General features: G+C 42.1%; 18 protein-coding genes. 12 read left to right on the top strand and 6 right to left on the bottom strand.

What is annotated here, in order from left to right; genetic code table 11:
• Positions 1 to 566 precede the first annotated feature (566 nt).
• The 6 genes from NX845_RS04515 to NX845_RS04490 all read left to right on the top strand — a co-directional run bounded on the left by NX845_RS04515 (position 567) and on the right by NX845_RS04490 (position 7,370).
• A complete protein-coding gene (locus NX845_RS04515) occupies positions 567 to 1,568 on the top strand; it encodes a TerC/Alx family metal homeostasis membrane protein (RefSeq protein WP_029222116.1) in 1,002 nt (333 codons plus the stop codon).
• 312 nt (positions 1,569 to 1,880) lie between these two features.
• Entirely contained in the window at positions 1,881 to 2,069 is a 189-nt protein-coding gene (locus NX845_RS04510; protein WP_017079198.1) for a hypothetical protein, read from the top strand.
• A gap of 230 nt (positions 2,070 to 2,299) precedes the next feature.
• Positions 2,300 to 3,040 (top strand): DUF1223 domain-containing protein, encoded by a 741-nt coding sequence (locus NX845_RS04505; protein WP_065681459.1) that lies wholly within the window; start codon positions 2,300 to 2,302, stop codon positions 3,038 to 3,040.
• Positions 3,041 to 3,183: 143 nt separating this feature from the next.
• The gene (locus NX845_RS04500) at positions 3,184 to 4,470 is read left to right on the top strand and encodes a DEAD/DEAH box helicase (protein WP_004730920.1); all 1,287 of its coding nucleotides are present in this window, start codon (positions 3,184 to 3,186) and stop codon (positions 4,468 to 4,470) included.
• 197 nt (positions 4,471 to 4,667) lie between these two features.
• Positions 4,668 to 6,386 (top strand): autotransporter assembly complex family protein, encoded by a 1,719-nt coding sequence (locus NX845_RS04495; protein WP_065681499.1) that lies wholly within the window; start codon positions 4,668 to 4,670, stop codon positions 6,384 to 6,386.
• Between the two features lie 102 nt (positions 6,387 to 6,488).
• Complete coding sequence (locus NX845_RS04490) at positions 6,489 to 7,370, top strand: aspartate/glutamate racemase family protein (protein ID WP_017059808.1); 882 nt, start codon at positions 6,489 to 6,491, stop codon at positions 7,368 to 7,370.
• A 133-nt stretch (positions 7,371 to 7,503) separates the two neighbouring features.
• Here the strand turns inward: NX845_RS04490 and NX845_RS04485 are convergent, their stop codons facing one another.
• The 6 genes from NX845_RS04485 to NX845_RS04460 form a co-directional block, all read right to left on the bottom strand.
• Positions 7,504 to 8,961, bottom strand: coding sequence for a phospholipase D family protein (locus NX845_RS04485; RefSeq protein ID WP_065681460.1), 1,458 nt, complete (start codon positions 8,959 to 8,961; stop codon positions 7,504 to 7,506).
• Between the two features lie 84 nt (positions 8,962 to 9,045).
• Positions 9,046 to 11,145, bottom strand: coding sequence for a carboxylesterase family protein (locus NX845_RS04480; protein ID WP_260256570.1), 2,100 nt, complete (start codon positions 11,143 to 11,145; stop codon positions 9,046 to 9,048).
• Positions 11,146 to 11,363: 218 nt separating this feature from the next.
• Positions 11,364 to 13,025 (bottom strand): hypothetical protein, encoded by a 1,662-nt coding sequence (locus tag NX845_RS04475; RefSeq protein WP_065681462.1) that lies wholly within the window; start codon positions 13,023 to 13,025, stop codon positions 11,364 to 11,366.
• Between the two features lie 360 nt (positions 13,026 to 13,385).
• Positions 13,386 to 14,741, bottom strand: coding sequence for an FUSC family protein (locus NX845_RS04470; RefSeq protein ID WP_017090882.1), 1,356 nt, complete (start codon positions 14,739 to 14,741; stop codon positions 13,386 to 13,388).
• Between the two features lie 13 nt (positions 14,742 to 14,754).
• Entirely contained in the window at positions 14,755 to 15,615 is an 861-nt protein-coding gene (locus NX845_RS04465; RefSeq protein ID WP_017092840.1) for an HlyD family secretion protein, read from the bottom strand.
• Positions 15,616 to 15,625: 10 nt separating this feature from the next.
• Positions 15,626 to 15,838 carry a DUF1656 domain-containing protein gene (locus NX845_RS04460; RefSeq protein WP_017079206.1) on the bottom strand — a complete coding sequence of 71 codons (213 nt, stop codon included), beginning with the start codon at positions 15,836 to 15,838 and terminating at the stop codon, positions 15,626 to 15,628.
• 466 nt (positions 15,839 to 16,304) lie between these two features.
• Here NX845_RS04460 and aspT point away from each other — a divergent pair, with 466 nt between their 5' ends.
• The 6 genes from aspT to NX845_RS04430 all read left to right on the top strand — a co-directional run bounded on the left by aspT (position 16,305) and on the right by NX845_RS04430 (position 23,567).
• The gene (aspT, locus tag NX845_RS04455) at positions 16,305 to 18,020 is read left to right on the top strand and encodes an aspartate-alanine antiporter (protein WP_065681463.1); all 1,716 of its coding nucleotides are present in this window, start codon (positions 16,305 to 16,307) and stop codon (positions 18,018 to 18,020) included.
• Positions 18,021 to 18,109: 89 nt separating this feature from the next.
• Entirely contained in the window at positions 18,110 to 19,705 is a 1,596-nt protein-coding gene (locus tag NX845_RS04450; RefSeq protein WP_017081112.1) for a bifunctional aspartate transaminase/aspartate 4-decarboxylase, read from the top strand.
• 180 nt (positions 19,706 to 19,885) lie between these two features.
• Positions 19,886 to 20,743, top strand: coding sequence for a pyridoxal kinase PdxY (gene pdxY, locus NX845_RS04445; RefSeq protein WP_017079209.1), 858 nt, complete (start codon positions 19,886 to 19,888; stop codon positions 20,741 to 20,743).
• Between the two features lie 164 nt (positions 20,744 to 20,907).
• A complete protein-coding gene (locus NX845_RS04440) occupies positions 20,908 to 22,080 on the top strand; it encodes a patatin-like phospholipase family protein (RefSeq protein WP_065681464.1) in 1,173 nt (390 codons plus the stop codon).
• Positions 22,081 to 22,093: 13 nt separating this feature from the next.
• Complete coding sequence (locus NX845_RS04435; protein ID WP_065681465.1) at positions 22,094 to 22,519, top strand: hypothetical protein; 426 nt, start codon at positions 22,094 to 22,096, stop codon at positions 22,517 to 22,519.
• A gap of 142 nt (positions 22,520 to 22,661) precedes the next feature.
• Entirely contained in the window at positions 22,662 to 23,567 is a 906-nt protein-coding gene (locus NX845_RS04430; RefSeq protein ID WP_017079212.1) for a LysR family transcriptional regulator, read from the top strand.
• The last annotated feature ends 254 nt before the right edge of the window (positions 23,568 to 23,821 follow it).

Below are 23,821 nucleotides of genomic sequence, written 5' to 3'. Positions count from 1 at the left end.
TGGCATTGTTTATGCTTTATTCCTGCAGGTCGCCTTCTTGTGGAGATAAGCATGGATAAGAAAGATTGGTTAGATGCGGTAGCAGTGGTTGGTTGGGTATCGGTTTGGTCCGCGTTAGTGTACTTGGTACCCGCTGCAGGTTTATAACGTAGCGTGCCTTTAAGTTAACTGTAAGACAAAGCGCGTACAAGACTCATTCGTTATTTGTATCATGAGTAACGGTATTAGGGGTTAACCCTCTCAGTAGTATTCTCAGAATCAATACGAATGTCGTTTTGACAAGCCTATAGAAATAAATGAGGAGCGTTTTGCTCCTTTTTTATTTATTTCCGAAAATTTTTCTAGACGAAACAAAGATAGAGGAATATTATCCACGCGTTTGGGGAGTAGTTAGCGCAAGTTTACATATCGTCATCTCGTTAGGCCAAGAGTCTATCCGGTATGTAAAGGTGAAATCCCATATTTCACTTCAACGAGACCAACGCAATCACAATCAAGATCCATCGTGGAACTTGATAGTTTTGTTTGCGGAAGGTCTTTGTACAGTTCTTCCGCCCGGAGGAATAATGAACTCAACTCAATCTCTATTATCTACAAATAGTGAATCCTTTTTTTCATCGCCAATCATGACGACTTATGCGGGCTTTTTCCTGCTGACAGTCATTCTCGTCTCTATTGATATCTATCAGACTCGTGGTGGTAGTGTAACCATCAAGAAAGCGGCAATTTGGAGCGTTTTCTGGTTTGTGCTCGCGTTTTTATTTGCTGGTTCCATTTACCTTTTTTGGGACATCTATGCGCCGAATAGTGAATACACAGCCCAAAAAGCAACCGTGTCATTCATTACCGGTTACTTGCTAGAAAAATCATTGAGCGTGGACAACTTGTTTGTTTTCGCGATGATCTTTGCCCAGTACCAAGTTCCTGAACATCTAAGACCTCGTGCGCTTCTTTGGGGTGTCATTGGTGCATTGGTGCTTCGTGCAATTATGATCGCATTAGGTGCTCAGCTATTGGCTGAATACCATTGGGTGCTTTATGTATTTGCTGCATTCCTAATTGGTACGGGTATTAAACTAGCGCTAGACAAGGGCGAAGAGGAGAGTGTGAATACGCTACCTGAGAAGTTACTTCGTAAAGTGATGCCAGTGACAGAAGACTTCCATGGTCCAGCGTTGATGATCAAGCAAGGCACTAAATGGGTACTCACGCCAATGATGTTGGTGATTGGTGCCATTGCGGTTATGGATGTGATGTTTGCACTGGATTCTATTCCTGCAATTTTCGCCGTTACGCGAGAGCCATTCTTAGTACTGGCTGCAAACGTATTTGCATTGCTTGGCCTTCGTTCTTTGTACTTTGTTCTGCAAGGCATGATGGATAAGTTCATCTACTTGAAGCCTGCACTGGCATTCATCATGGTGTTTATTGGTGTGAAAATGCTATTGGTTGACAGTGAGTGGGCTATCCCAACGTATTGGTCGCTAGCTGTTCTGATTTCTACTATGACGATTGCGGTTATAGCGTCGATTTATGCGAAGAAGCCAGACATTGAACAAGTAAATTAAAACAAAAATAACTTATCGAAAACTCGATAAGGATTAGGTGGTCAATGAAGCTTGAAATTTATTTATGTAAATTTTTTGTGACATTGACCACTGTTGTTTGAGGGTTATTTGTACTAAATGCATGATTTAGGCACTGTTGTGAATTTTTACTCATCAAGCGTGAATATGTATTTCGAGGTGTTGTTAATGGATTGTTTTATTAGAAAAACTAATCTGAATTTCTAATTTTAGTCATTTTTTAACCTGCAAAAGATCACCTATTATTCTTGTCATCAGAACGAACCACATAAACAAATTTATAGAGAGGCAATCATGGCTCAAGCAATGCAAATGAATACTATCGCTGTTCCTAACTCTATGGATAAGAAGACCTACTCGGTTAACATCAAAGGATTGATTGCACACATTTTCGATATTCTTTTCGTAGACAACTCTCCACGTAGTTACTACGCAAGCGACCTATCTGGTCACATGCAACGCGATATCGGTATCAACCGTTAATCTCTGCGTTAACATGTAAAAATATAGAATTTAAAAAACGCCAGCTGCTAAAGCTGGCGTTTTTGTATCTGAAAGAAACTGTGTATCTAAAACAAGCTGTCTATCTGAAATAAACTAAGCATCTGAAATAAACCCAGCACCTGAAAGAAACTCATCATCTGAAAGAAATACTTAGGCATAACGGTCTGTATTTGAGCGCCAGTAAATTCGCTTTGTACAAGGATCATGGTATGTCACACGCCACACGCAATTCATCATTGATTAAACTCTGTTTACTTGCCTTGCCAATCGGCGCCCATTCTTCTGTGTCGTTTGCACAAACGTGGAGTAACGAAGGCCAGCCTGCTCAGGTTATTGAGCTGTTTACCTCTGAAGGTTGTTCTAGTTGTCCGCCTGCTGACACGTACCTCAGTACTTTTGCAGATCATCCAAAACTTTGGACCGAGGTTATACCGCTTGCTTATCACGTAGACTACTGGGACTACTTAGGCTGGGGAGACAAGTTCGCCAGCAAAGCATTCAGTCAGAAGCAGCGTTTATACAAAGCTTATGGGGTAACAAGTGGCGTTTATACTCCGGGCTTTGTTGTCGATGGAAAAGAGTGGCGTGGTTACTTTAATTGGCTAGACAGAACGTTGCCTTCGCTCCAACAACAAGCTAATCCCAAATTAACAGTGAACCATAAAGGCGATACGTTCAACGTGAGTTACGAAGGCAAAGGGGATTATGTCGCTCATATTGCCTTGTTGGCGATGAACGAAGTCACCAGCGTTAAAGCGGGCGAGAACAGAGGTAAGAAACTTAAGCACGATTTTGTCGTGGTTTACGACGGCTATCAACGTGGTGAGTCTGATTGGCAATTCAATATCGATTTCTCCCCGTTAGTCGCCACGCCAGATGCTGTAGCCGTGTGGTTAACTGAGCTCAACTCGTACACGCCAGAGCAAACGGTAGCAGGGGGGCTTAACTAAATTTGCGATAACTTGATATCTGGATGTGTTTTAGAGGGGCTTAATCGCTGAAACACGGGAGAAAGGGGCGATTTAGTTACGTAATACTGCTGAAATACGTTAATATAGCGCGCTATTATTTTAGCTTTGAGTTCCTGCAATTAATGACTAACACCACAACACCAACCAACTTCTCTGATCTTGGCTTAATCTCTCCTTTGATGGCTCGCTTAACAGAGCTTGAATACCAACAGCCAACGCCTATCCAAGCGCAAGTTATTCCAAGTGTGTTAGCAGGACGCGACCTAATTGCAGGTGCAAATACGGGTTCAGGTAAAACTGCAGCATTTGCACTGCCGCTGTTACAACAAATCCATGAAGATGCACCTTTAGACCGCAGAGCAGGCAAAGGTAACTTTGTGTCTGGTCTCATCTTAGTTCCTACTCGTGAACTTGCTAAGCAAGTGGCTGACAGCGTTAAGTCTTACGCAGTACACTTCAATGGTGCGATCAAAACGGTTTGTGTATTTGGTGGTGTATCGGTAAACACTCAGATGCAAGCGCTACGTGGCGGCACTGATATCTTGGTGGCAACACCGGGGCGTTTGCTGGATCTGATCTCAAGCAACGCTATCAAGCTCGATAAAGTAAAAACGTTAGTGCTTGATGAAGCTGACCGAATGTTAAGCCTTGGTTTTACAGAAGAACTAGACGCGATCTTGAAACTTCTGCCAAGCAAAAAACAAACCTTGTTGTTCTCTGCGACTTTCCCCGAGCAAGTTAAAACGCTGACTCACGAACTACTGAATGATCCAATTGAGGTTCAACTTCAAAGTGCTAATGCGAGCACATTGGTTCAGCGTGTATTCGAAGTAGAAAAAGGTCGTAAGACCGCATTGTTAGCGCACCTGATTCAACAGCACGAATGGCGCCAAGCTCTTATCTTCGTAAACGCGAAAAACAGCTGTGAGCACCTTGCAGACAAGCTTTACAAGCGCGGTATCATCGCAGAAGTATTCCACGGCGATAAAGGGCAGGGTTCACGTACTCGTATTCTTGAAGATTTTAAATCTGGCGAGATTGACGTTCTTATCGCGACAGACATCGCGGCACGTGGTCTGGATATCGAAAAGCTACCAGTAGTAATCAACTTTGACTTACCGCGTAGCCCATCAGACTACATGCACCGTATCGGCCGAAGTGGTCGTGCAGGCGAGGTTGGTCTTGCACTATCTCTGATCGATCACGAAGATTACCATCACTTCACAATCATTGAGAAGAAGAACAAAATCCGTCTTGAGCGTGAGCAAATTGAAGGTTTTGAAGTGGATGAAGAAGCTACGGCTGAACTTGTTGCTGCATTAAAACCCGTTGCGCCACCGGCTGGCACAGGAAAAAAGAAAAAGAAGAAAGCACCTAAAAACCAAGATGTTTGGTTGAGAAATAACTGATATTGAGTCAGTAAAAAATAGAATTTCTAAAGGCGCTTAATTGCGCCTTTTTTGCGTCTGTAGTGAGGGGATTTGAGTCGTTAATAAACGACTGTTGCAGTGTTAAACAACCAGATAAGCGGCTCGAAGGATAGCGTCCTCCATAAGAGATTCAGCGATTCAACGCTTTGCTCATAACCTGTTCGGGTTTTGAGCAATTGGGTAACCGCGTGAAGACCTCGATTAAACCATTAGTGCTGGCCACTTCATTTTTCCTGTTTACCCAATACTCTTCTAGTGCTGCTGAATTTGAGGTTAAAGGGGTTAATAAAACTCTCACCGACAATGTAGAATTATATTTAGAACCTTTAGCCGATGTTCCCGTCTCACAGTTGTCAAAAAAAAAGATAGCAAAACGTATCGAAAACGCACTCAACCCTTATGGATACTATCATCCTCAATTAGATATCGAACTTAATGATTCTGATAAAGTGATCATTAACGTCGATTCTGGTCCTGTCATGCGCATCGCAGAATCGATAGTAAAAATTACAGGTGCAGCTAGTTTAGATGCGGAGTTCATCAATATACTCAATCAAAGCAAGTTAGGCTCAGGTTTAACTTTGTCTCACCAAGAATACGACCAAACTAAGCGTGCGATTTTCTCTTTAGCAAAGCGGAAAGGTTATTTTGACGGTAGGTTTATCGAGTCAAAGATTGAGGTTATTCCTAGCGAGAACATCGCGAATATACACTTGTATTTTGCAAGTGGTCCACGCTACAAGTTCGGTTCTATAAGTATTCCTGATGATGGGGTTGAGCCTACTCGTATCGAGAAAATACCTACCTTTAAAAAAGGTGATGACTTTGACACCATCAAGTTAGGTGAACTGCAATCTGACTTGTCTGACACTCTATGGTTTCGCAGCGTCGTTGTGCACAGTGAGTTCAACCACCTTGATAACAGTCTGGAAGTCCCAATTGAAATCATCGCGGAGCCAAGCTCGCGTGATATTGTTCAAGTTGGTGGTGGTTATTCTACCGATCTCGGATTTCGAGCCTCTCTGAACTGGTTAAAACCTTGGTACAACCGAAGGGGACACAGTTTTGAAACTCAAACGTATTTGTCTGAACAAGAGCAGTCGCTTCAATTGGGGTATAAGATCCCGACGGTAAAGGTAACGACCGATTACTTTGGTATTCAGTTTGAATCGAAACGTATTGATCATCGAGACACAAAAAGCTTTTCAAACGATCTTAAGTTTGAACGTTACTGGCAACTAGACAGCGATTGGCAAAGTACTATTTACGTCAAATACTTGCACGAGCAGTACCGTCAGGCCTCTGAAGAAGAGCAATCTCAATTGTTCTTACCTGGAATCAGCTTTTCTCAGGTTGATCGTAAGAATGATCAATTGGAGCTTAATCATCGACACATCTATTCTATTGAGTATTCTGACCCTAGTCTGTTCTCTGATTCAAGGCTATTACGGTTGGAAGGAAACAGTGTAGTTTCGTGGGATATTAGTGATGAGCAAAAGCTTCATTTCCGTTCTAACGTCGGCATTAATATCGCAAGATCATTATCGGATGTGCCTTCCTCGCTTCGTTATTTTGCTGGTGGAGACGGCAACTTGCGGGGCTATGGTTATGAATCGATTTCTCCTAGAGACGAGAATGGCGAATTAACGGGGGCACGTTATATGTTAACGGCTGGAATCGAGTATCAGCATCAAGTCTATCGTTCAATTTGGTTGGGTGCCTTTCTTGATGCGGGAGATGCATTTGATCAACAAGCATATTGGAAGCGTGGCACGGGAGTGAGCTTGATTTGGAACTCACAGCTTATGCCAGTTAAACTCGATTTTGCCTATGGTCTGGATGCGCCCGAAGGTGATGAATTCCGTATCCATTTTTCTCTAGGCACTCAGTTTTAATATTTATGGGTCTCAGGGAGGGTTTGATCCATCTAATGGGATTCTAGGAAATCAAGCAAGCGTAATAACCTTTGTGCTTAAATAAACATAAAGGTAAATACGATGAAAAAAGTACGATTTGGCGTCTTTGGTAATATGGGACCTGAAGCTGATGCGTTATTCCAAGATATCGTTGCTAAGAAAGAGATCGAGCATGGTGCGCTAAAAGACCAAGATCATATGGCCATGATTGTGGTTAAAAATTCAGATATTCCGGACCGCTCTGAAGCAATTAACGAAGGCGGCACCGACCCTGTTCCAGAGCTGATTGAGTCAGCGTGCATTTTAGAACATGCCAATGTTCAATTTGGCGTGATGACCTGCAATACCGCTCATTACTTCAGACCTGAAGTTCAAAAACATACCAATGTTTATATTGTCGATATGCTTCAAACCACGGTTGATCAGATCAAAGAAGATAATCCGGAAGCAATTGTTGGTATTCTGTGTACCAATGGTACTTACAACTCGGGAATCTATGACCGTTACTTAACTGACGCCAATCTGGTGTTTGTTAAGCCAGATGCCTTTGAGCAAGAGCATAACGTACATAGCGCTATCTATGGTGAAGTGACGGGTGAGATGACAGAGTGTGGTCAAGCGATTCGTAAAACAAACGGTATTAAAGCCGGTCAGTTTGACCATAATGCAGCTCTACTTTCGATTGCTGTACAAAGTATCGTTGATAAAGGGGTAAATACCGTGATTTTAGGGTGTACTGAACTTCCTCTTGTTAGAAAACAGCTTGCAAGTGCATTTCCAACTATCAAACTTATTGACCCAATGGAAGCGGTGGCTGAGCGTGTTGTAGATATCTATCGACTAGCAGAACAGTATGTCGAACGTGACCATCTTGATTACGACATTAGTGATGTTGAATCTATTTACACAACGTTAGATATGGTTAACTACGTAGCCAAGAGAGCGATGACTCGTCGTTTATAAACTGAGATCTGCTTGCCTGAAACATAAATAAACCGCGAATCACGCGGTTTTTATGTTTTGAAGATTGATGAATTACAAAGAATTGCAGACAAATAAGGACTTTATGATTCTGACACACTCACGGGCATTAGTATTAAAGCTCAAACTCGCCGTTTATTTTGCGGAACAACCAATCCGGCAACGTATTCCATGAACTGTAATCAGGGTTCTTAGTCTGTTTTTGTTCCCCTGAAACCCAAGTAGTCTCACCTGATTGGGCACGTGACACCTCCCAGAACAATTCCTCTTTCTGACGCGTTAAGTAGTGTGTCACTTGCTTCGCAAATTCTTCATTGTCAATCAACACACCAAACTCAACGTTCAGAAAGTCTGATCTTGGGTCAAAGTTAGAAGAACCAATGTAGGTAAAACGGTCATCTAAAATTACTGTCTTGTTGTGGTAGTAGGTATCAACATGAAAGTAGTGATCATCATTGATAGCTTGGCTTTTGTACTCATAGATACTTACGCCTTTGTCGAGTAAAGTCTCACGGTGTTTTTCGTAATACGCTGGTACAAAGCCTGAATCATTGGAAGCCGATGAGTTGGTCAGTAAAGTGACTTCGGCTTGGTTCTCTCTGAGCGCATCGACAAACACAAACTGATTATCGCTTGGCACCGTATAAGGCGTAGAAATTATAGCCTTAGTTGGCGTCGCTACTTTTTGCTTTATTAAGTGCTCTGTACGTTGACGAAAGTAAGGCTTGTTGTCATTGAGCTTCTCCAGTGAATCAAATACTGGCGTGACAGAGGCCGAAATGAACTTCGGTTGGTTTAAGCTCTTTATCTGCCTTTCGACTTCAGACGTGATCAACGCTTTATTCTTCTCGCCTTTATTTAACGCTTTGGTGAACGCTTGGTATTGCTCTTTCTCTTTGATTTTAATGCGCTCTTGAATGGGCACCACATGCTCACTGTTCCACAGCGCTTGGTAATTTCGGTCGAACGCAGCAATCACGTCGCCTTTAAATAGCACATCCATATCAAAGAAGTTGGCGCGTTCACTGTAGCCAAAGTAGTCATCACCGATGTTGCGCCCACCGAGGATCATCGATTGGTGGTCAACATTGAAGTATTTCTCATGCAGTCGGTTATCTAACTGTTTTTGGTGAGTCGAGAAGTTAAACGCGCGTCCTATCCAGCCTGCTTTACGTGACTCAAAAGGGTTGAACAGTCGAATCTCAATATTGGAGTGTGAGTCCAACTCCGCAAGCCATTTGTCATTGAATACCAGTAAGTCGTCTAGCGTCAGGCGCACAGCCACATCGCGATCAGCGGCGTGTTTTAGCTCGTTTAACAGCATCAGGCCCAGAGTGTCGTTTTCCCAAGAGAAGTAGGTCATATCTACGGAATGTTGGGCTTGGCGAACCAGATCAATGCGGCGCGCAAAGGCTTCAGGCGCACTCGGGATCAAATAGACTTCGGCTTGATGTTCTGTGCTTTGCCAGTTAGCTTCGAAGTCAGGTTCAACATCGGGGTAAGGTTGGGCACATCCTGTGACCAAAGCAATCAACATTATTGTGCATGCTGTTTTTAGTTTGCTAAGTGTCATAACTAACCTGCGTTTAAACATAAAATTTGGATATAGAAACGGCCAGCGAGCTGGCCGTTAAAGTAGGAGGGGTGCTGAATATGTTTAGTTAAGGTACCAGTCCCAAGGCATAAGACCTTGCTCTGCTAGACCCGTTAAGCGACCTTCACGAAGCTTAGGATCAACACCTGGGTTTGTGACATAGTCCCAGTCGAAGGTAATACTGTTTTCGCTGAATCCTGCACCATCAATTACAAGCACATTGTCGGCTGCATCGCTGTACTGGTAGCTCTGGAACAATTCATCGCTAAACCAAAGACGCGACATTTCGTTCATCAATGTCTTCTCATTGCTTGTCGGGTGAATATCACTACCGTCAAAGCGTATAGCTTTGTTGAACATAAATGGCAGTTCTGAACCGTTACATGCACCGCTGATGCAACCAATCGTTTTGAATAGATCAATGATTGACAGTTGGTCGTATTCGCCCGTTTCTTCATTTAGACCTGTTTTAAAGTTCCACATGTTAAAGCTTGGTTTGTGCTCAAAGTGGTATAGCGTTGCTTCTACTTTGCTATTTGCTGCCATATAACGAGCAGGGCCATTGAACAAGGTGTCATTTAGCAGGGTTTTAAATTGCGTCATGTTGTCAAGAGCACCACCTATGTCAGCTTCTGAGTTAGGGTAGAAATCCGTTAGAGCCAGAATATCTTGGGTTTGTTGGTGGCTAGTGATATCAACAATGTCGACCAAGCAACCTACGGTACCCGTAATGTCACTGGTATCAATGCATCCAGTCATTTCAAGTAGATCACCTTCTAGCTTGGCACCATAAAATAAACCCGTTACTGCGCTGTAAGCACTGCTTGGCAATGCAAGATCTGCTGAAGCTTCATCACTTGCTTGCTCAGATAGTTTTTGCTGCAGAAGAACGATGTTGTTTTCATCTTCTAACCAGTTAACCATAGCTAGAGCTAGCTTTGCTGGATCTTCATTAGTAAGCAGTTCAGGTTCATCATCTGTTAATAACTCGATGACCGTCGGAATTAAGAACGTAGTGGTAAAGAGCATGCCAAAGCTGTTCGCTTCATGTGCATTTTCACCTAGGACAGTTGGTACTGATAAGCCTGCTTGCGTTGGTGATTCTGCTGATTCGCTACAGCTACCAAGGATACTAGTTTTTTCACACAATATGTATGGAGCAAAAGGCATCAGGTTTGACATTGGCGTCTCATCTGCTGTTGGGCTCAGAATTGGGATTTGCAAAGAACCTAGCAACCAATTTTTTAGCTGTTCAATTCCATCCATAGCTGTCTCTTGCGACGCCATGATCTCGTCGATCGAAGTGTCTACATCAAAGTTATTGTTGCGGTCCTTAGCCACGTCATAGCTAGAATACTCAAAGCCATACGGGTTGCTTTGCATGATGGCACGTTGGAAATATTGACCTGCGATATTGTCATCTTGTTGCAAGAAACCAATAGACATAGCACCTGAGCCTTGACCCATAACGGTTACGTTTTGAGCATTACCACCGAAGTCAGCGATATTGTTATGTACCCACTCTAAGGCGCGCTTCTGGTCACCTAGGCCATAGTTGCCATCTTCGTTCGCGCCTTTAATCCATTGAGTACCTAACTGACCAAGACGGTAGTTCAAGCTTACATAGATGAAAGGCTTACCATCGTCGCTTCCTTGAGCAACTACGGTATCACCCTGCACAAGTGCTTCAGAACCTGAGCCATATTCAAAGTCACCACCGTGGATGAATACATAAACCGGTAGATCTGCATCAGTATCTACGCCTACTGGTCGCCAAATGTTAAGGTTCAAACAGTCTTCAGATTGTGTCTGTGAAACGTTCTTCAATTGAGGACATGCATTACCAAACGCAGTCGCATCAATGTCGCTCCCAAGATCAACAATGTTACTTTGCTCAAAGCGCTCTGCTTCGGCAAATTTAATGCCTTTAAAAGCCTCTACAGAAGCTAGCTTATCGTCTTCGGTATTCGACGTAATTACCAGCTCTTCTTTGGTCGCTTTGATACTTGCGTCGCCGATTTGAGTAGTAAAGGTTTCCGCAGGGGCAGGTATGAGAGGTTCAGGTTTGTCAGGGAAAGGAACCGTTGGCTGGCTCTCGTCGCCGCAACCTATAAGGGCTGAAGCAATAGTCAACGTAATAAGAGAGCGATATGCAATAGTCATAAAAAATGTGTCCACAATAGAATTCGGTAAAATAACGAACCGCGCATCGATACCGTCAAACCTGTAGATCCATAAGGTGATGGCTCCGTCTTTGGAGCATTTGACGTTGTGTTTCTTCGTGTGTTATCTACTTGATAACCAACGTTGGCGCGTTTTCATTTGTATGATGTCGAACTAATACAACGTAGGTTCACATCAGAAATTTGGTTAGATTTAGTCTAGAAGCGGTACCCGAGATTTAATGTCAGTGCATCGCGCGTTTCGCCTTTGTTGTACAAAACGGTTAAGTTGTAATTTTTACCGATTTGCTTGTTGAAACCCGTTAGGAGAGCCCATTCGTTTAGCTCGACACCAACGTCATAATCAAATTCAATATCACCGGTTTTTACAGTACCTTGCATGCGTGAATCTAAACCTTGGTATTCCGCACCTACGAAAAATTGAGCGCGATAATCGACTAATTGATAACCCAGCATTGGTTGAACTGTAACAATGCCTTCTCCCCAATCGTCTAATCCTTTTAGGCGTGTTTGCGAGTAAGTGCCGGTAACTGAGGCAAAAAATTCTTTGTAACCAACAGATAACGTTGTACCCAGACCTCGGAGATCATATTCAAGGTGAAGTGGAACGTTTAAGCGACCGCTGTTACACAGTGCAGATACACCTTCACAAAGTTTGTCGCCCAATCCTGGTAGTTTGTCGTTAAGTTTATCTTTGAGAAATTGCCCAGCTTCCCCTGTATAAGACGCGTCGACATTTGCATCGACATTAACCTTTCCTATGTATCCGAAAACATTCCAAAACGGTAGGATATTTACGTCACCTCGGATAGATAAACTCTCTGCATTGACGATGCCCACACTGTCGTCGGGATCGAACAAATCGTTTAAACGAACACCCCCGATAGTGAAATCGTTGAAGGGAACATTCATGTCTTGGTTTCGGTAAGCAACAGAAACACCGAATGGAAGCGGCATATCGATGCCTTTGCGGCGCACCATGTCACCCATTAATGGAAAGATGCGGTCCAGCTTTACGCTCGCTTCTTGCATTCTTGGGTCTGAGACTTCCTGAAGTCTTGCTTCATTTAGAACTTGTACGCCGTTGTCATCTGCGTATAGCGCGACTGGTTCTACCAAACTAGTCATCTTCATCGGTTTATTCTTCGTTGTGCCGACGACTTCTGTTGTTTTGCGTGCAATAACGAGCTTGCCAGACTCCAATGTGTTGAACTCAATCTCTTGGTTGTAGCTTTCTACCTTGTAGATATGGTGTGTAAAAGGCTTGTCATTGGTGATCAACATTCGCTTTGGTTCACCGTCGACCAATTCGATATCGACATTCAAGAATCGGAAATACGCGATATCTTGAGGTAAGCCATACTTCGAATAATCAAAGCTAATGATGACTTTGTTGTCGTCGATTTCTTGCACGCGCACTGAAGAAGAATCAAAGCTTTCGGCATAGTCACGTAAGCGATATTCAGTACGAGTGAAAGCTTCTATTTCATCCAGTAGATCATCGTTATCGTCCAGTTCTTCTGGGTTATATTTTATACGTAGGTCTATGTTGCCCTTGCTGTCGGTGTTTTTAACTAGGTAGACGCTTGAGTCACGAATTTCATCACCGACTTGAAGAGTACGACGCGCATGTTCGACTAAGTGCTCACCTTGAACCAATGAGCTGATTGCTAGTTTTGGTAAGTCGTGGCTGATGCCATATTTGTCAAACAGGGCACGTCCTTTTTCCATGGCTTCGCTGTAAGTTTTAGTTTCTTCTGCGGCTGAAGCTAAAGAGGGTGTTGTAAGTAGCAGGGCGCTCGCTAATACAGAAAGAGTATGGGTCTTACAGGCGCTAGTGCGTATTTCAAAAAAACTCATGACGGTTTCCACTCTGAGTAGCCTCAAACCTTCGAGACTCAAACAGTCGATGTTGTACTGAACCTCGTGTTCAGTTTGTTATGTATGTATCCATAAGGATTTCCAGTGTGAATGTCGCGTTTAAAAATGCATTGCGCCAATCAATGATAGGATTCTAAGGTGAGGGTGGAAATGTCGTTAATCGCGTTTGATGGACGCCATCCTCACTTAATTGTTTTTCAGTGGTATTATTTGCCAACTAATTGATTTTATAGCTTTAATATGATCATAAGGCAGGCAGGTAAACAGAAAGGAAAACGGCCTGCGAAGCAATATGCTTGGCAGGCCGTTACATTTTTATGAGGGAGTGCAGGCGTAATTTTAAACCGTCACTTTTACTCTGAATAGATCAGTAAATAGTTTCGCTATCATCAAAATGATTAAGATATTGACCAACATTAATAGTGGTGTTTCTATTTGATAGACTGGTGTCAGGTTGAGTGCACCAGATGTAAGAACCACCAATAAGTTAATACCCAATATTCGATGTACCATTAGTTTAGGTGTCGCGAAGACTTTCCATATCACCATGATATTAACGAAGTAGAATAGGGCAAGTTGCCAAAGCTCGGTCATCAAAGGCATCACGAAGATGTATTGAAGTAAGATCACTGAACCTGTACCAAGCACGCCGAAAAATGCATCTTTGATGATACTCGGTGGCATTGTAGGTACCATTGAAGAAAAAACGCCCGCAAGCATTGGAAAAATAAAGCCACCCGGCATTGGAAGATATATCCATATCAATAGCGAAGTTACGAACATCGACACACCTTGTAGGACCTTGCGTCCGTCTTCATTCAAATGTTGAACAAACGTACGATGAGCGCGATGCCAAGACACGTCTTTATTATCGCCCATTACATTGGGTTCACCTTCAATAAGTGATTGATCTGGTGTTAGTGTATTAAAGCTCTTCAAGTTGTTGGTAATAACGGCCCATTGAATACCCAAGTCAGATTCACTGTGACTTTGCTCAAGTAATGTATCTTGGATATGCGCCATCTCGTTGATACGTAAGCGCCATGTTTGGCTGTTCTCTTTAAGATGGTAACTACCAGTAAGTGGCAAATCTAAAAGTTGATACAACTTATCAATATTGGCGGTGTTACTTTCAAGCGCGTTGATGTCGATGTTGTCTAGGTTTTCCATTATTTCTAATAGTGAATTTCTACTGGTTTCAAATCGTTGTATAAAATTTAGCTCTGTGTTGACTGGCCAAATTAAACGATAGACGATAGAAAAAGTTACGATACCAAGTATGGTTTCTTGTATACGTAGCACGGCAAAATGGAAGGTCACTTGGCTATCAAACCCACCCATACAAGAAATAATCGAACAGACGGCGAAACCAATTGAAAACACATAACCATATTTCTCGTCACTAGACATGAAAATGCATGTGCCTAAGAACAATGTAAAAAATGTCAGAAACAAAAATCGGTCTTGTGAAAACATCGCAATGAGGAAAAAGGCATAACCGGTCCCTAACAAGGTTCCCATTAACCGGTTATGCCCTTTGTTTATAGAGTGAGCAAAGCTCTCATTCAACGCCATCACTGCAACTGCAATCGCTGCCCAATAAGGTTTTTCCCATTGGAACCATAGTGCTAAGCATATAGCGATAACAATAGAGAACGCCGCTTTTATCGCTTCTTTAGTCGACGCATTGAACATAGAAAACACCCAATTATTTGATAATTTTGATAGAAGCTGTCATACCAACACGAAGCTGTAATTCATCAGGAATATGGTCTAACTTCACTTTAATTGGAATACGTTGCGCAAGGCGAATCCATTGGAAATTTGGGTTTACGTTGGGCAGCAAGTCATTACCGGTACTCCCATCTTGTTTTGCGATACCAAAACCGATGCTCTTAATGTGACCTTCTAACTGGATTTTGTTGTGCATCATTAACGTTACGTATGCTTTGTCTTGCGCGTCAACGCCAACAAGATCCGTTTCTTTGAAATAACCTTCAATCCAAAAGCTATCCTCATCAATTAACGCGACAACTGGCGAGTTTGCGACTGCTTGAGAACCCTCACGAAGGCTTAGATTAGTGATATAACCATTAGTTGGTGCATACACCTTTGTATACTCAAGATTAAGTTGTGCTTCTTCGACGTTTGCTTTAGCGAGCTGAACGTTCGCGGAGGAAGTCTCAACCGCATTACTGAGGTTGTTTAGCGTTAAAACTGGAATTGCACCTGGCGTTCTTTTTTCTAAGTTAAGTGCGCGTTGCTCTTCATTCTTTGCTTTTGAAAGTAATGCTAAGGCTTGTTTTTGAGAAGCTAAGGCCTTGTGATAGGCCGCTTGGTACAGGCTTGGGTCGATTTCGAACAGAATATCGCCTTTGACCACTTGAGAGTTATCATCAATATGGACTTTGGTTACTTGGCCTGTAACACGTGGTGTTATAGAGACAATATAAGCACTCACCTGGCCGTCTCTAGTCCAAGGGTTGCTTGAATAAGATTGGTAATAGCTATAGATGACAGTACCAGCGGCTGCGAATAATAGGAGTGTAATGAGATAACGTTTTATCACAGGAATTGCCTCAAAAAATGGTAATAAATTGGCCGACGATGCCAGTAAAAATGACGATTAGGCTCAATTCAGCTAACGCAGGAAACGCGACATATTTATGAAGTCCTAATCTGGTTGTGATTGAGCCGGTTAATATCGTCAACACATAAGCCAATGCGACAACCAGTAACAGCGGTGGAAAGTAAACCTCTCCCCATACGAGCTCATGCGGCATGGTGTTCATGGTTTTGTTCTCTATTTGTTTGATGAATGGAACGATACGGTAGTTAGGCTGAACGTGATAATCGTGTTTAGAGGACCTGATCCATCAATAGGCGTAATCGACTTTCTATTTGCCGGATAAGCCTATCAATACGAAGTGAAGTGGATACGTAAAGCGAGGTTGTCAGAGGTATAAATAGAGGTTAGAAACAAATAACGGTTACTTTTAAAATATCTACAAAATTCAAAATAATTATTTTTATTGTAACTCACTGTAATATATTGAAATCTTCATTTCTAAAATGATGATATCGCTTAATTATTGAACATGCGATGATTGAGTCCATCAAAAAGGATTACATTGAATACTCTTTTCTAACTAATATTCGTCTCGAAGCAACGAGATGCTTTAATAATCCAACAAATATCATTACTAATTTATTCGTTCGGTTATTTATTCCTTAATTTAACATAAGAGTAAATTTGTCATGGACATCATTTCTAATCTATTTGATATGGCCCCATTTGTCGCACTATTTATTACACTCTCTCTCGGTTATATGGTCGGTAAGATTACCATTGGTCGATTTGTTTTAGGCGGTGTTGCCGGGACATTATTAATGGGAGTAATTATCGGACAATTCGGTGTTGATATTGACCCAGGCGTGAAAAGTATTTTCTTTGCGCTATTTATATATGCAGTTGGTTATCAAGGTGGTGCTCAGTTCTTTAAAGCACTTAACTTTAGAACCATCAATATATTACTTTCAGCTGTCGTAATGACAGTGTCGGGCTTACTCTGTGTATTAGCTGCCGCATGGTTATTTGACCTCGATAGAGGTACGGCTGCAGGCCTAGCCGCTGGTGGTCTCACACAGTCTGCAATTATTGGTACCGCTGGTGATGCTATCGCTCGCCTTGGTGGGGTGTCAGAAGAAGCAAAACACCTAATGCAAACCAATGTTGCTGTCGGCTATGCAGTAACTTACATCTTTGGTTCTTTGGGTCCAATCCTAATGGTTACCTGGGTATTCCCAACACTAATGAAGTGGGACATTCGAGCTGAAGCGATAGCCCTAGAAGAAAAAAACTCTAGCGGTAAACGCGAACTGGCACCTGGTGAATTTAATGCGGTTACGGCATTAGTTACCCGTGCGTTTAAAGTAAGTTCTGGAGACAAGTTAGTCGGAAATACCTTAGCACAGTTAAATGACACATCGCTTTCTGCTTGTATCGAATTGATTGAGCGTGATGGACATGAGCTTAATGCAGACAAGTTCACAGTACTCAAAGAAGGTGACATCATCGTTGTTACCGGTCGTAGAAATGCGGTTCAAGAGTTACAAGGTAGCGCTCATGGCAAAGAAGTATCTCTTCCTGAAAGCTATGAAATTATAGAAGAAAATCGACAGCTGATCGCTGATAATCGTAAGCTTGTCGGACAATCTCTTCGAGAGATCAAACAACACTCAAACGAAGGTTTATATCGTGGTGTTTACATTACTGATTATATCCGTGAAGGCGTAGCGCTTGCATTGACACCGGAATTGGTTGTTAAGAAAAACGACATTATTCAAGTCACTGGTACTGCAAATGATATTAATCGCGTAGAGAAAAATATTGGTCAGCGCATGGGCTCAGCAAGCATGACTGACTTTGTGATTCTTGGTTTGGGTATGGTTGTTGGTCTGCTTATTGGTTTGATTAGCTTTAAAATCGCTGGTATCCCAGTAACGATCGGCTCTGGTGCAGGTTGTTTGATTTCTGGTTTATTCGTTGGCTGGATTCGAAGCCGAAACCCTCACATTGCACAGTTTCCAGTTGGAGCCGTTAACTTTATTCGTGACTTTGGCCTGGCAGCTTTTGTTGGAATTGTGGGTCTGCAAGCAGGGCCACAAGCCGTTGACACCATCAAAGAACACGGTATGTCATTATTGTTCTTAGGTGCTGCTGTAACCATTATTCCGCAACTTATATCATTCTTCTTTTCATACTTTGTGTTAAATATTAAGAATCCGGTAGAAGCATTAGGTTGTGTGACTGGCGGACGCAGCGCAAACCCTGGCTTTGCGGCATTAATGGAAAAAACAGGCAATGCAACACCTGTATTTACTTTCACAGTAACTTACGCAGTAGCTAATGTCCTACTTACATTGTGGGGCCCTATCATCGTCGGTGTAATTACTTTAAACGCAGGCATGTAAATAATAAACAGTATAACTTATCGGCTAAATATTTGGTCGATAGGGTAAGTATTCCCAAAATTTAGTAAATATATAATTAGGTAAATATTATGACTACACAAAATACAGTAATCGACTTCTCAAAATTCGAAGATTTAAGCCCATTTGAATTAAAAGATAAACTAATCGAAGTAGCACAAACAGTGCCTGACCGCGCGCTATTAGATGCTGGTCGTGGTAACCCTAATTTTTTAGCGACACTACCACGTAAAGCGTTTATTCGCCTTGGTGAATTCGCTGTTAATGAAGCAGAACGTAACTATGCATACCTTGGTGGTGATTTTGGTGGTATTCCTGACGGCGTAGGTATTGTTGAGCGTTTCGATACATTTGCAAAAGAATACCAAAACGACAAAGGTGTTCAGTTCATCGAGCGCGCACTAAGCTACGCAAAAGATCGTCTAGGCATCCAAAAACAAGCGTTCCTAAACGAACTCGTTCTCGCTTACCTTGCGTGTAACTACCCAGTACCACCGCGTATGTTGGTAAACATTGAGAAAGTAGTTAAACAATACATCGCTGAAGAAATGTACGGCCCAACACCAATGACAACAGATTTTGATTTGTTTGCAACGGAAGGTGGAACCGCTTCAATGACTTATACATTCCAAACGATGTTTAACAACGGCTTACTTAAAAAAGGCGACAAGGTTGCGTTGATCACACCAATCTTTACTCCTTATTTAGAAATACCTGAACTTTCTGAATATGAGCTAGAGATCGTCGAACTACGCCTTGATGAGACAACTTGGCAACTACCAATGTCTGAAATTGAAAAACTAGCAGATACAGACATTAAACTGCTTTGTGTCGTTAACCCGGCGAACCCGGCATCAGTGAAATTCTCGGATGAAACGCTAGATAACTTAACAAAATTTGTAAATGAGCAACGCAACGATCTATTTATCATTACCGACGATGTATACGGCACGTTTGCTGACGATTTCGTTTCTCTATTTGCAAAACTACCATACAACACACTTTGTGTTTATTCATTCTCTAAGTACTTCGGTGCAACTGGCTGGCGCTTAGGTACTATCGGGATTCAGCACAAAAATGTATTCGACGACACACTGAGCTCATTCAGTGAAGAGAAACAATGTGAGCTTGATGACCGTTACAAAACGTTGTCTCCTGAACCTCGCGACATCAAATTCATCGATCGTATTGTGGCAGATAGCCGAAGCGTTGCATTGAACCACACTGCTGGCTTGTCATTACCACAACAAGTGCAAATGGCAATGTTTGCCCTAACATGCCTTATGGATTCTGAAGGCAGCTATAAAGCGGCGTGTAAACGCATCATCCGTGAACGTTACATTACGCTTTACAAAAACATGGGTCTTGAAGTTGAAGAGAACAAAGATCGCGTTGATTACTACACACTGCTTGAGCTGGATACTTTAGGTGGCAAGTTGTACGGCGACGCGTTTGTCGATTGGTTCAAATCAAATGGCAAAGGTAAAGATTTCCTATTCCGTCTTGCGCATGAAACGGGCGTTATTTTGCTGCCAGGCAAGGGTTTCGACACGGTACATGCATCAGTTCGTGTATCACTCGCTAACCTAACTCACCATGAATACGAGCTAATTGGCCGCGCGACTCGTAAAGTACTTGATGAACACTTTGTTGAGTTTCAAGGCTAATAATCGCTAATGAGTTAGTGGTTCTATTCACTTACCGGTCCTATTAACTCAACGGTTTACATTATAAAGAATAAGCCTCGACACCGTCGGGGCTATTCCGACCAAATAAGCACAGTGAAATCCAATTAATCTGTTGTGTTTATTTAGTCGTCAATCGATCTCACTAAAGAAGAGTGACCTATGAAAAGTATTATCTCGATCCAATCTCATGTTGTTTATGGTCACGCTGGTAATAGTTCAGCAGTGTTTCCGATGCAGAGAATGGGGCTAGATGTATGGCCGATTCACACTGTACAGTTTTCCAACCACACACAGTATACACAGGGTTGGACTGGGCAAAAGTTTACATCAGATGACATTCGAAACTTGATGAAAGGGCTTGATAACATTGACTCTTTGCGAGCATGCGGCGCTGTATTATCGGGTTATCAAGGGAGTGCAGACCAGTGTCGGGCTGTTGCTGAATCAGTAACTTTAGTCAAAGAACGCAATAAAAATGCTTTGTATGTATGCGACCCAGTAATGGGTGACCCGGACAAAGGTTGCATTGTTGATGACGGTGTTAAGGCAGCGATTGTCGAGCATCTTTTACCCATCTCTGATGTCATTGTTCCGAATCAATTTGAACTTACGGAACTTACGGGTATCAATATCAACTCTTTGTACGATGCAGTGACCGCATGCAAAAAAGCGTTAGAACTGGGCCCGAAAATCGTTCTAGTAAAACATCTCCATTCATTACCTGACGAAGCTTTCAGCATGATCTTGGCGACACCTAAAGCCTGTTATCTAGCTCAGCGACCAAATATCGATTTTCCTAGACAACCTGTAGGTGTTGGTGACCTAATTTCAGGGCTGTTCACCGCATGTTTAGTTAAACGCATGTCGCCTGTTGCCGCTTTTCGTCACGCACATAATGCGGTCTATGGGGTATTAGAAGTAACTAAAAGTTATGGTACTTGGGAGCTACAAACCATCAATGCTCAATATGAATTCGTAGAACCAACGAGTGATTTCAATGTTGTTAAAATTGCATAGCACCTTATCGGGTGTTTTTTCGAAGGGTTACATCCTACATACGTGATTATTTAAACTCGTCGATTCGTTTTATATTTATTCGACAGAAGAAACGGACTTCATTTATTTCTTACCCTTGAAACAAAACTCTGGAAAGCACCGGAGAAGATGAAATGAGTCCAAATATGAATCGCCGAGTTTACTCTGTTTTTACTGTCCTGCTGTCCGCCTTCTTAGTGGCGTGTAGTTCTCCTCACACCTTAGATGCAAGAGTTTCTAAGGATAATTATCGAGACGTAACGGTTGCAGCGACACCTTCTCATGAGCCATTACGTACGTGGGCGAATGAAACCCCTGATTTTCTCTATTCTGAATATAACAAAACAACCCCGATTAAGGTGAGTGGCGAACATTTAAATATACTCGCGCTTTCTGGTGGAGGGGCGAATGGGGCATTTGGGGCTGGAGTTTTGATGGGACTAAAGGAGTCAGGACAACTCAAAGACTATTCAATTATCACAGGCATTAGCGCGGGGGCGTTGATTGCGCCGTTTGCTTTCATCGGCGGAGATGCGCTACGTGATATGAAAAACGTCATGCTCGACATAAACGACGATGCAATATTAGGGAAAAAGAATTTTCTAAACACGGTTTTCAAAGACGCCTTTACTGACGGTGAACATTTATACCAATTCATTGCCAATGCTTATCCGGAATCAATGATCGACCAAATCGCTCAACAACATCGAAATGGTAAACGCCTATTCATTGGTAGTACGCATTTTGATTCCGGAGAATTGGTTATTTGGAATTTAGGCGCCATTGCTAACAGTGAACGACCAGATAAGGCGGAACTCGTATACAAAGTGTTAGCCGCAAGTGCTTCAATCCCCGTGGTTTTTCCACCGCAGTTCATCAATGCAGAACTAGACGGAAAGACATATGAAGAGTTGCATGTTGATGGTGGCCTTGCTGCTCAAGTGTTTTTTAATCCATCAAATTTTGATTATACAAAGATATCTGAAGCGTTAGACCTCGAAACACCTCCCCAATTAGACGTAATTAGAAATGGGGCTCTTAAAGCGCCTTATCATCGTTTACAAGATAAGGGGTTGGATTTGGTAGCAAAAAGTTTAACAAGCTTGACGTTGGCACAGACGCGAGGAGACCTTTATCGAATGAAATACTTCAGTGAACTGAATGACATCAAAATGCAATTTACCTATATCGAAAAAGACTTTGGATTTGCCAAACGCTCAAAAGACATGTTTGACGAGCACTACTTGAAAGCAATTTATCAATACGGCTTTTATAAAGCGACTCAAGGGCAACTTTGGGTCACTGAATTACCACAATAAAAAGAGCAAAGAAATGAACAACACAACACTGGCGTTACTATTACTAAGCATGTCAACGAGCGTTATGGCGCAAGACCTAACGAAAGCTGATCAACATCACGTAGATAACCAAATGCAACAAATGACACGAGTACATGAAGATTCGGCCATTATTATGATTGATGAGAATTCGAGTTATGTTTCTATTGAATACGTTGGCGAATGGACAGAGATAAACAATTACGTTTCTCATGATGAGGCAAACGCGCTGCAACTACAAAAAGTGGGCAAAAAATTTGTTTACTCACAAACTGGCGATAGCCTCGAATTCTTAGAACAAAAGTTAATGGAACATATTGAGAAAGATCGCCCGAGCTATTTCAGTGTTGATGTATACCGAGATTATCATGGAGACTCAGGTGAATTTAATTACTTAGCGCGTGTCATCGAATATAAATAAGCGTTCTATAAACCTACTCAATTCAGTAGGTTTTCTTTTCTATCCAGCATGTTAGTCATGGCGTTATTTACGTTGCTTAGTAGCAATTACGCGTTCTTGTGATAGTTTAAATACATGATTCGAGAAAAATTAGTACTTCATTATGAACTTTAGTATTGAACAACTTCTTGCTTTTGTGACTGTCTATGACCAACTGTCTTTCAGCAAGGCAGCAGTCAAGCTTAACAAGCACAGAACGACAATCGGGCAGGTTATAACTAACCTTGAAGACCAACTCGCGGTAAGCCTATTTGAAAGGGTTGGACGCTCTGTAAAGCCGACAGAAGATGGTCATCATCTGTACCACTACGCTAAGCAAACGATTGAACAGGCAAGAACATTCGACAAGGTGGCTTTGAGCTTGTCTTATGGCGGGTTGGAAAACATCACCTTTGCTTATTCTGGTGTGATACCTCATCAAATGCTTTTGGATATTCGAAAGAAACTGCGTCGTGATTTCCCGATGATGCGAGTGAACTTTTTAATTCGAAACAAAAAGGATATTAAGAAGGGCCTTCAAAGCGGAGAGTATCACTTTGGACTAGTCAATGTGCATGACAGCCGGGGTATACACAGCTTTGATGCGACTTTTCTAGGTCACATTGAATTTTCCCCATTCGTTCAAAAAAATGGTGAGTTCTCATCTTTGGCGCAAGAGGATGTACTTTTAGCGTTAAGAAATTCAAAGCAGTTTATCTTGAGATCGTTTATTGAAGAGGGAATGTCAGAAAAAGTAACCATCAGCTCCGATAACGAAGAAGTCGATCAATTGGCGTTAGTTATTAAAATGGTTGAAGCCGGTTTAGGGTGGGCACTGTTACCAAAAACGTTTGCTCATTCTGAATTTTCCCATTACGACATTGAACCTATACAGTCATCTGAAATGCACCAAGGATTCAAATTCGGTTTTGCGCTTTGGTGCCATCACTCTAAGCAAATGAGGGAAGTAAAATTATCGGTTTTATCTGTTATAAAAGAACATGTTGATCGAGTATTGAAGCGAGATTAGCAGAGCAAGAACGTAAGTAACTTATTAATAGAGGCTCATTTATATGAGCCTTTTGCGTTTCTGTCATCTAGAAAGCTCTTTAATTTTGTAGGGCGACATCCTCCATATGGGAGTAGGGCAAATATACAAAGCTGGTTATTATGCCCGTGCTGATGAGGAACTCTCTTAGCAGCAAAAAGTTCTTAATTTCAATGTTTATTGCACGGAAGCAAACTTTCAACCGAGGCTCAGTCCTCGGTTTTTTTTTGAGGCAA

Origin of the sequence: Vibrio sp. NC2 (assembly GCF_025195005.1) — a bacterium.
Taxonomy (GTDB): Bacteria; Pseudomonadota; Gammaproteobacteria; order Enterobacterales; family Vibrionaceae; genus Vibrio; species Vibrio splendidus.
Note: the sequence above shows the minus strand (reverse complement) of the source record. Positions and strands in the feature narration are given on the sequence as shown.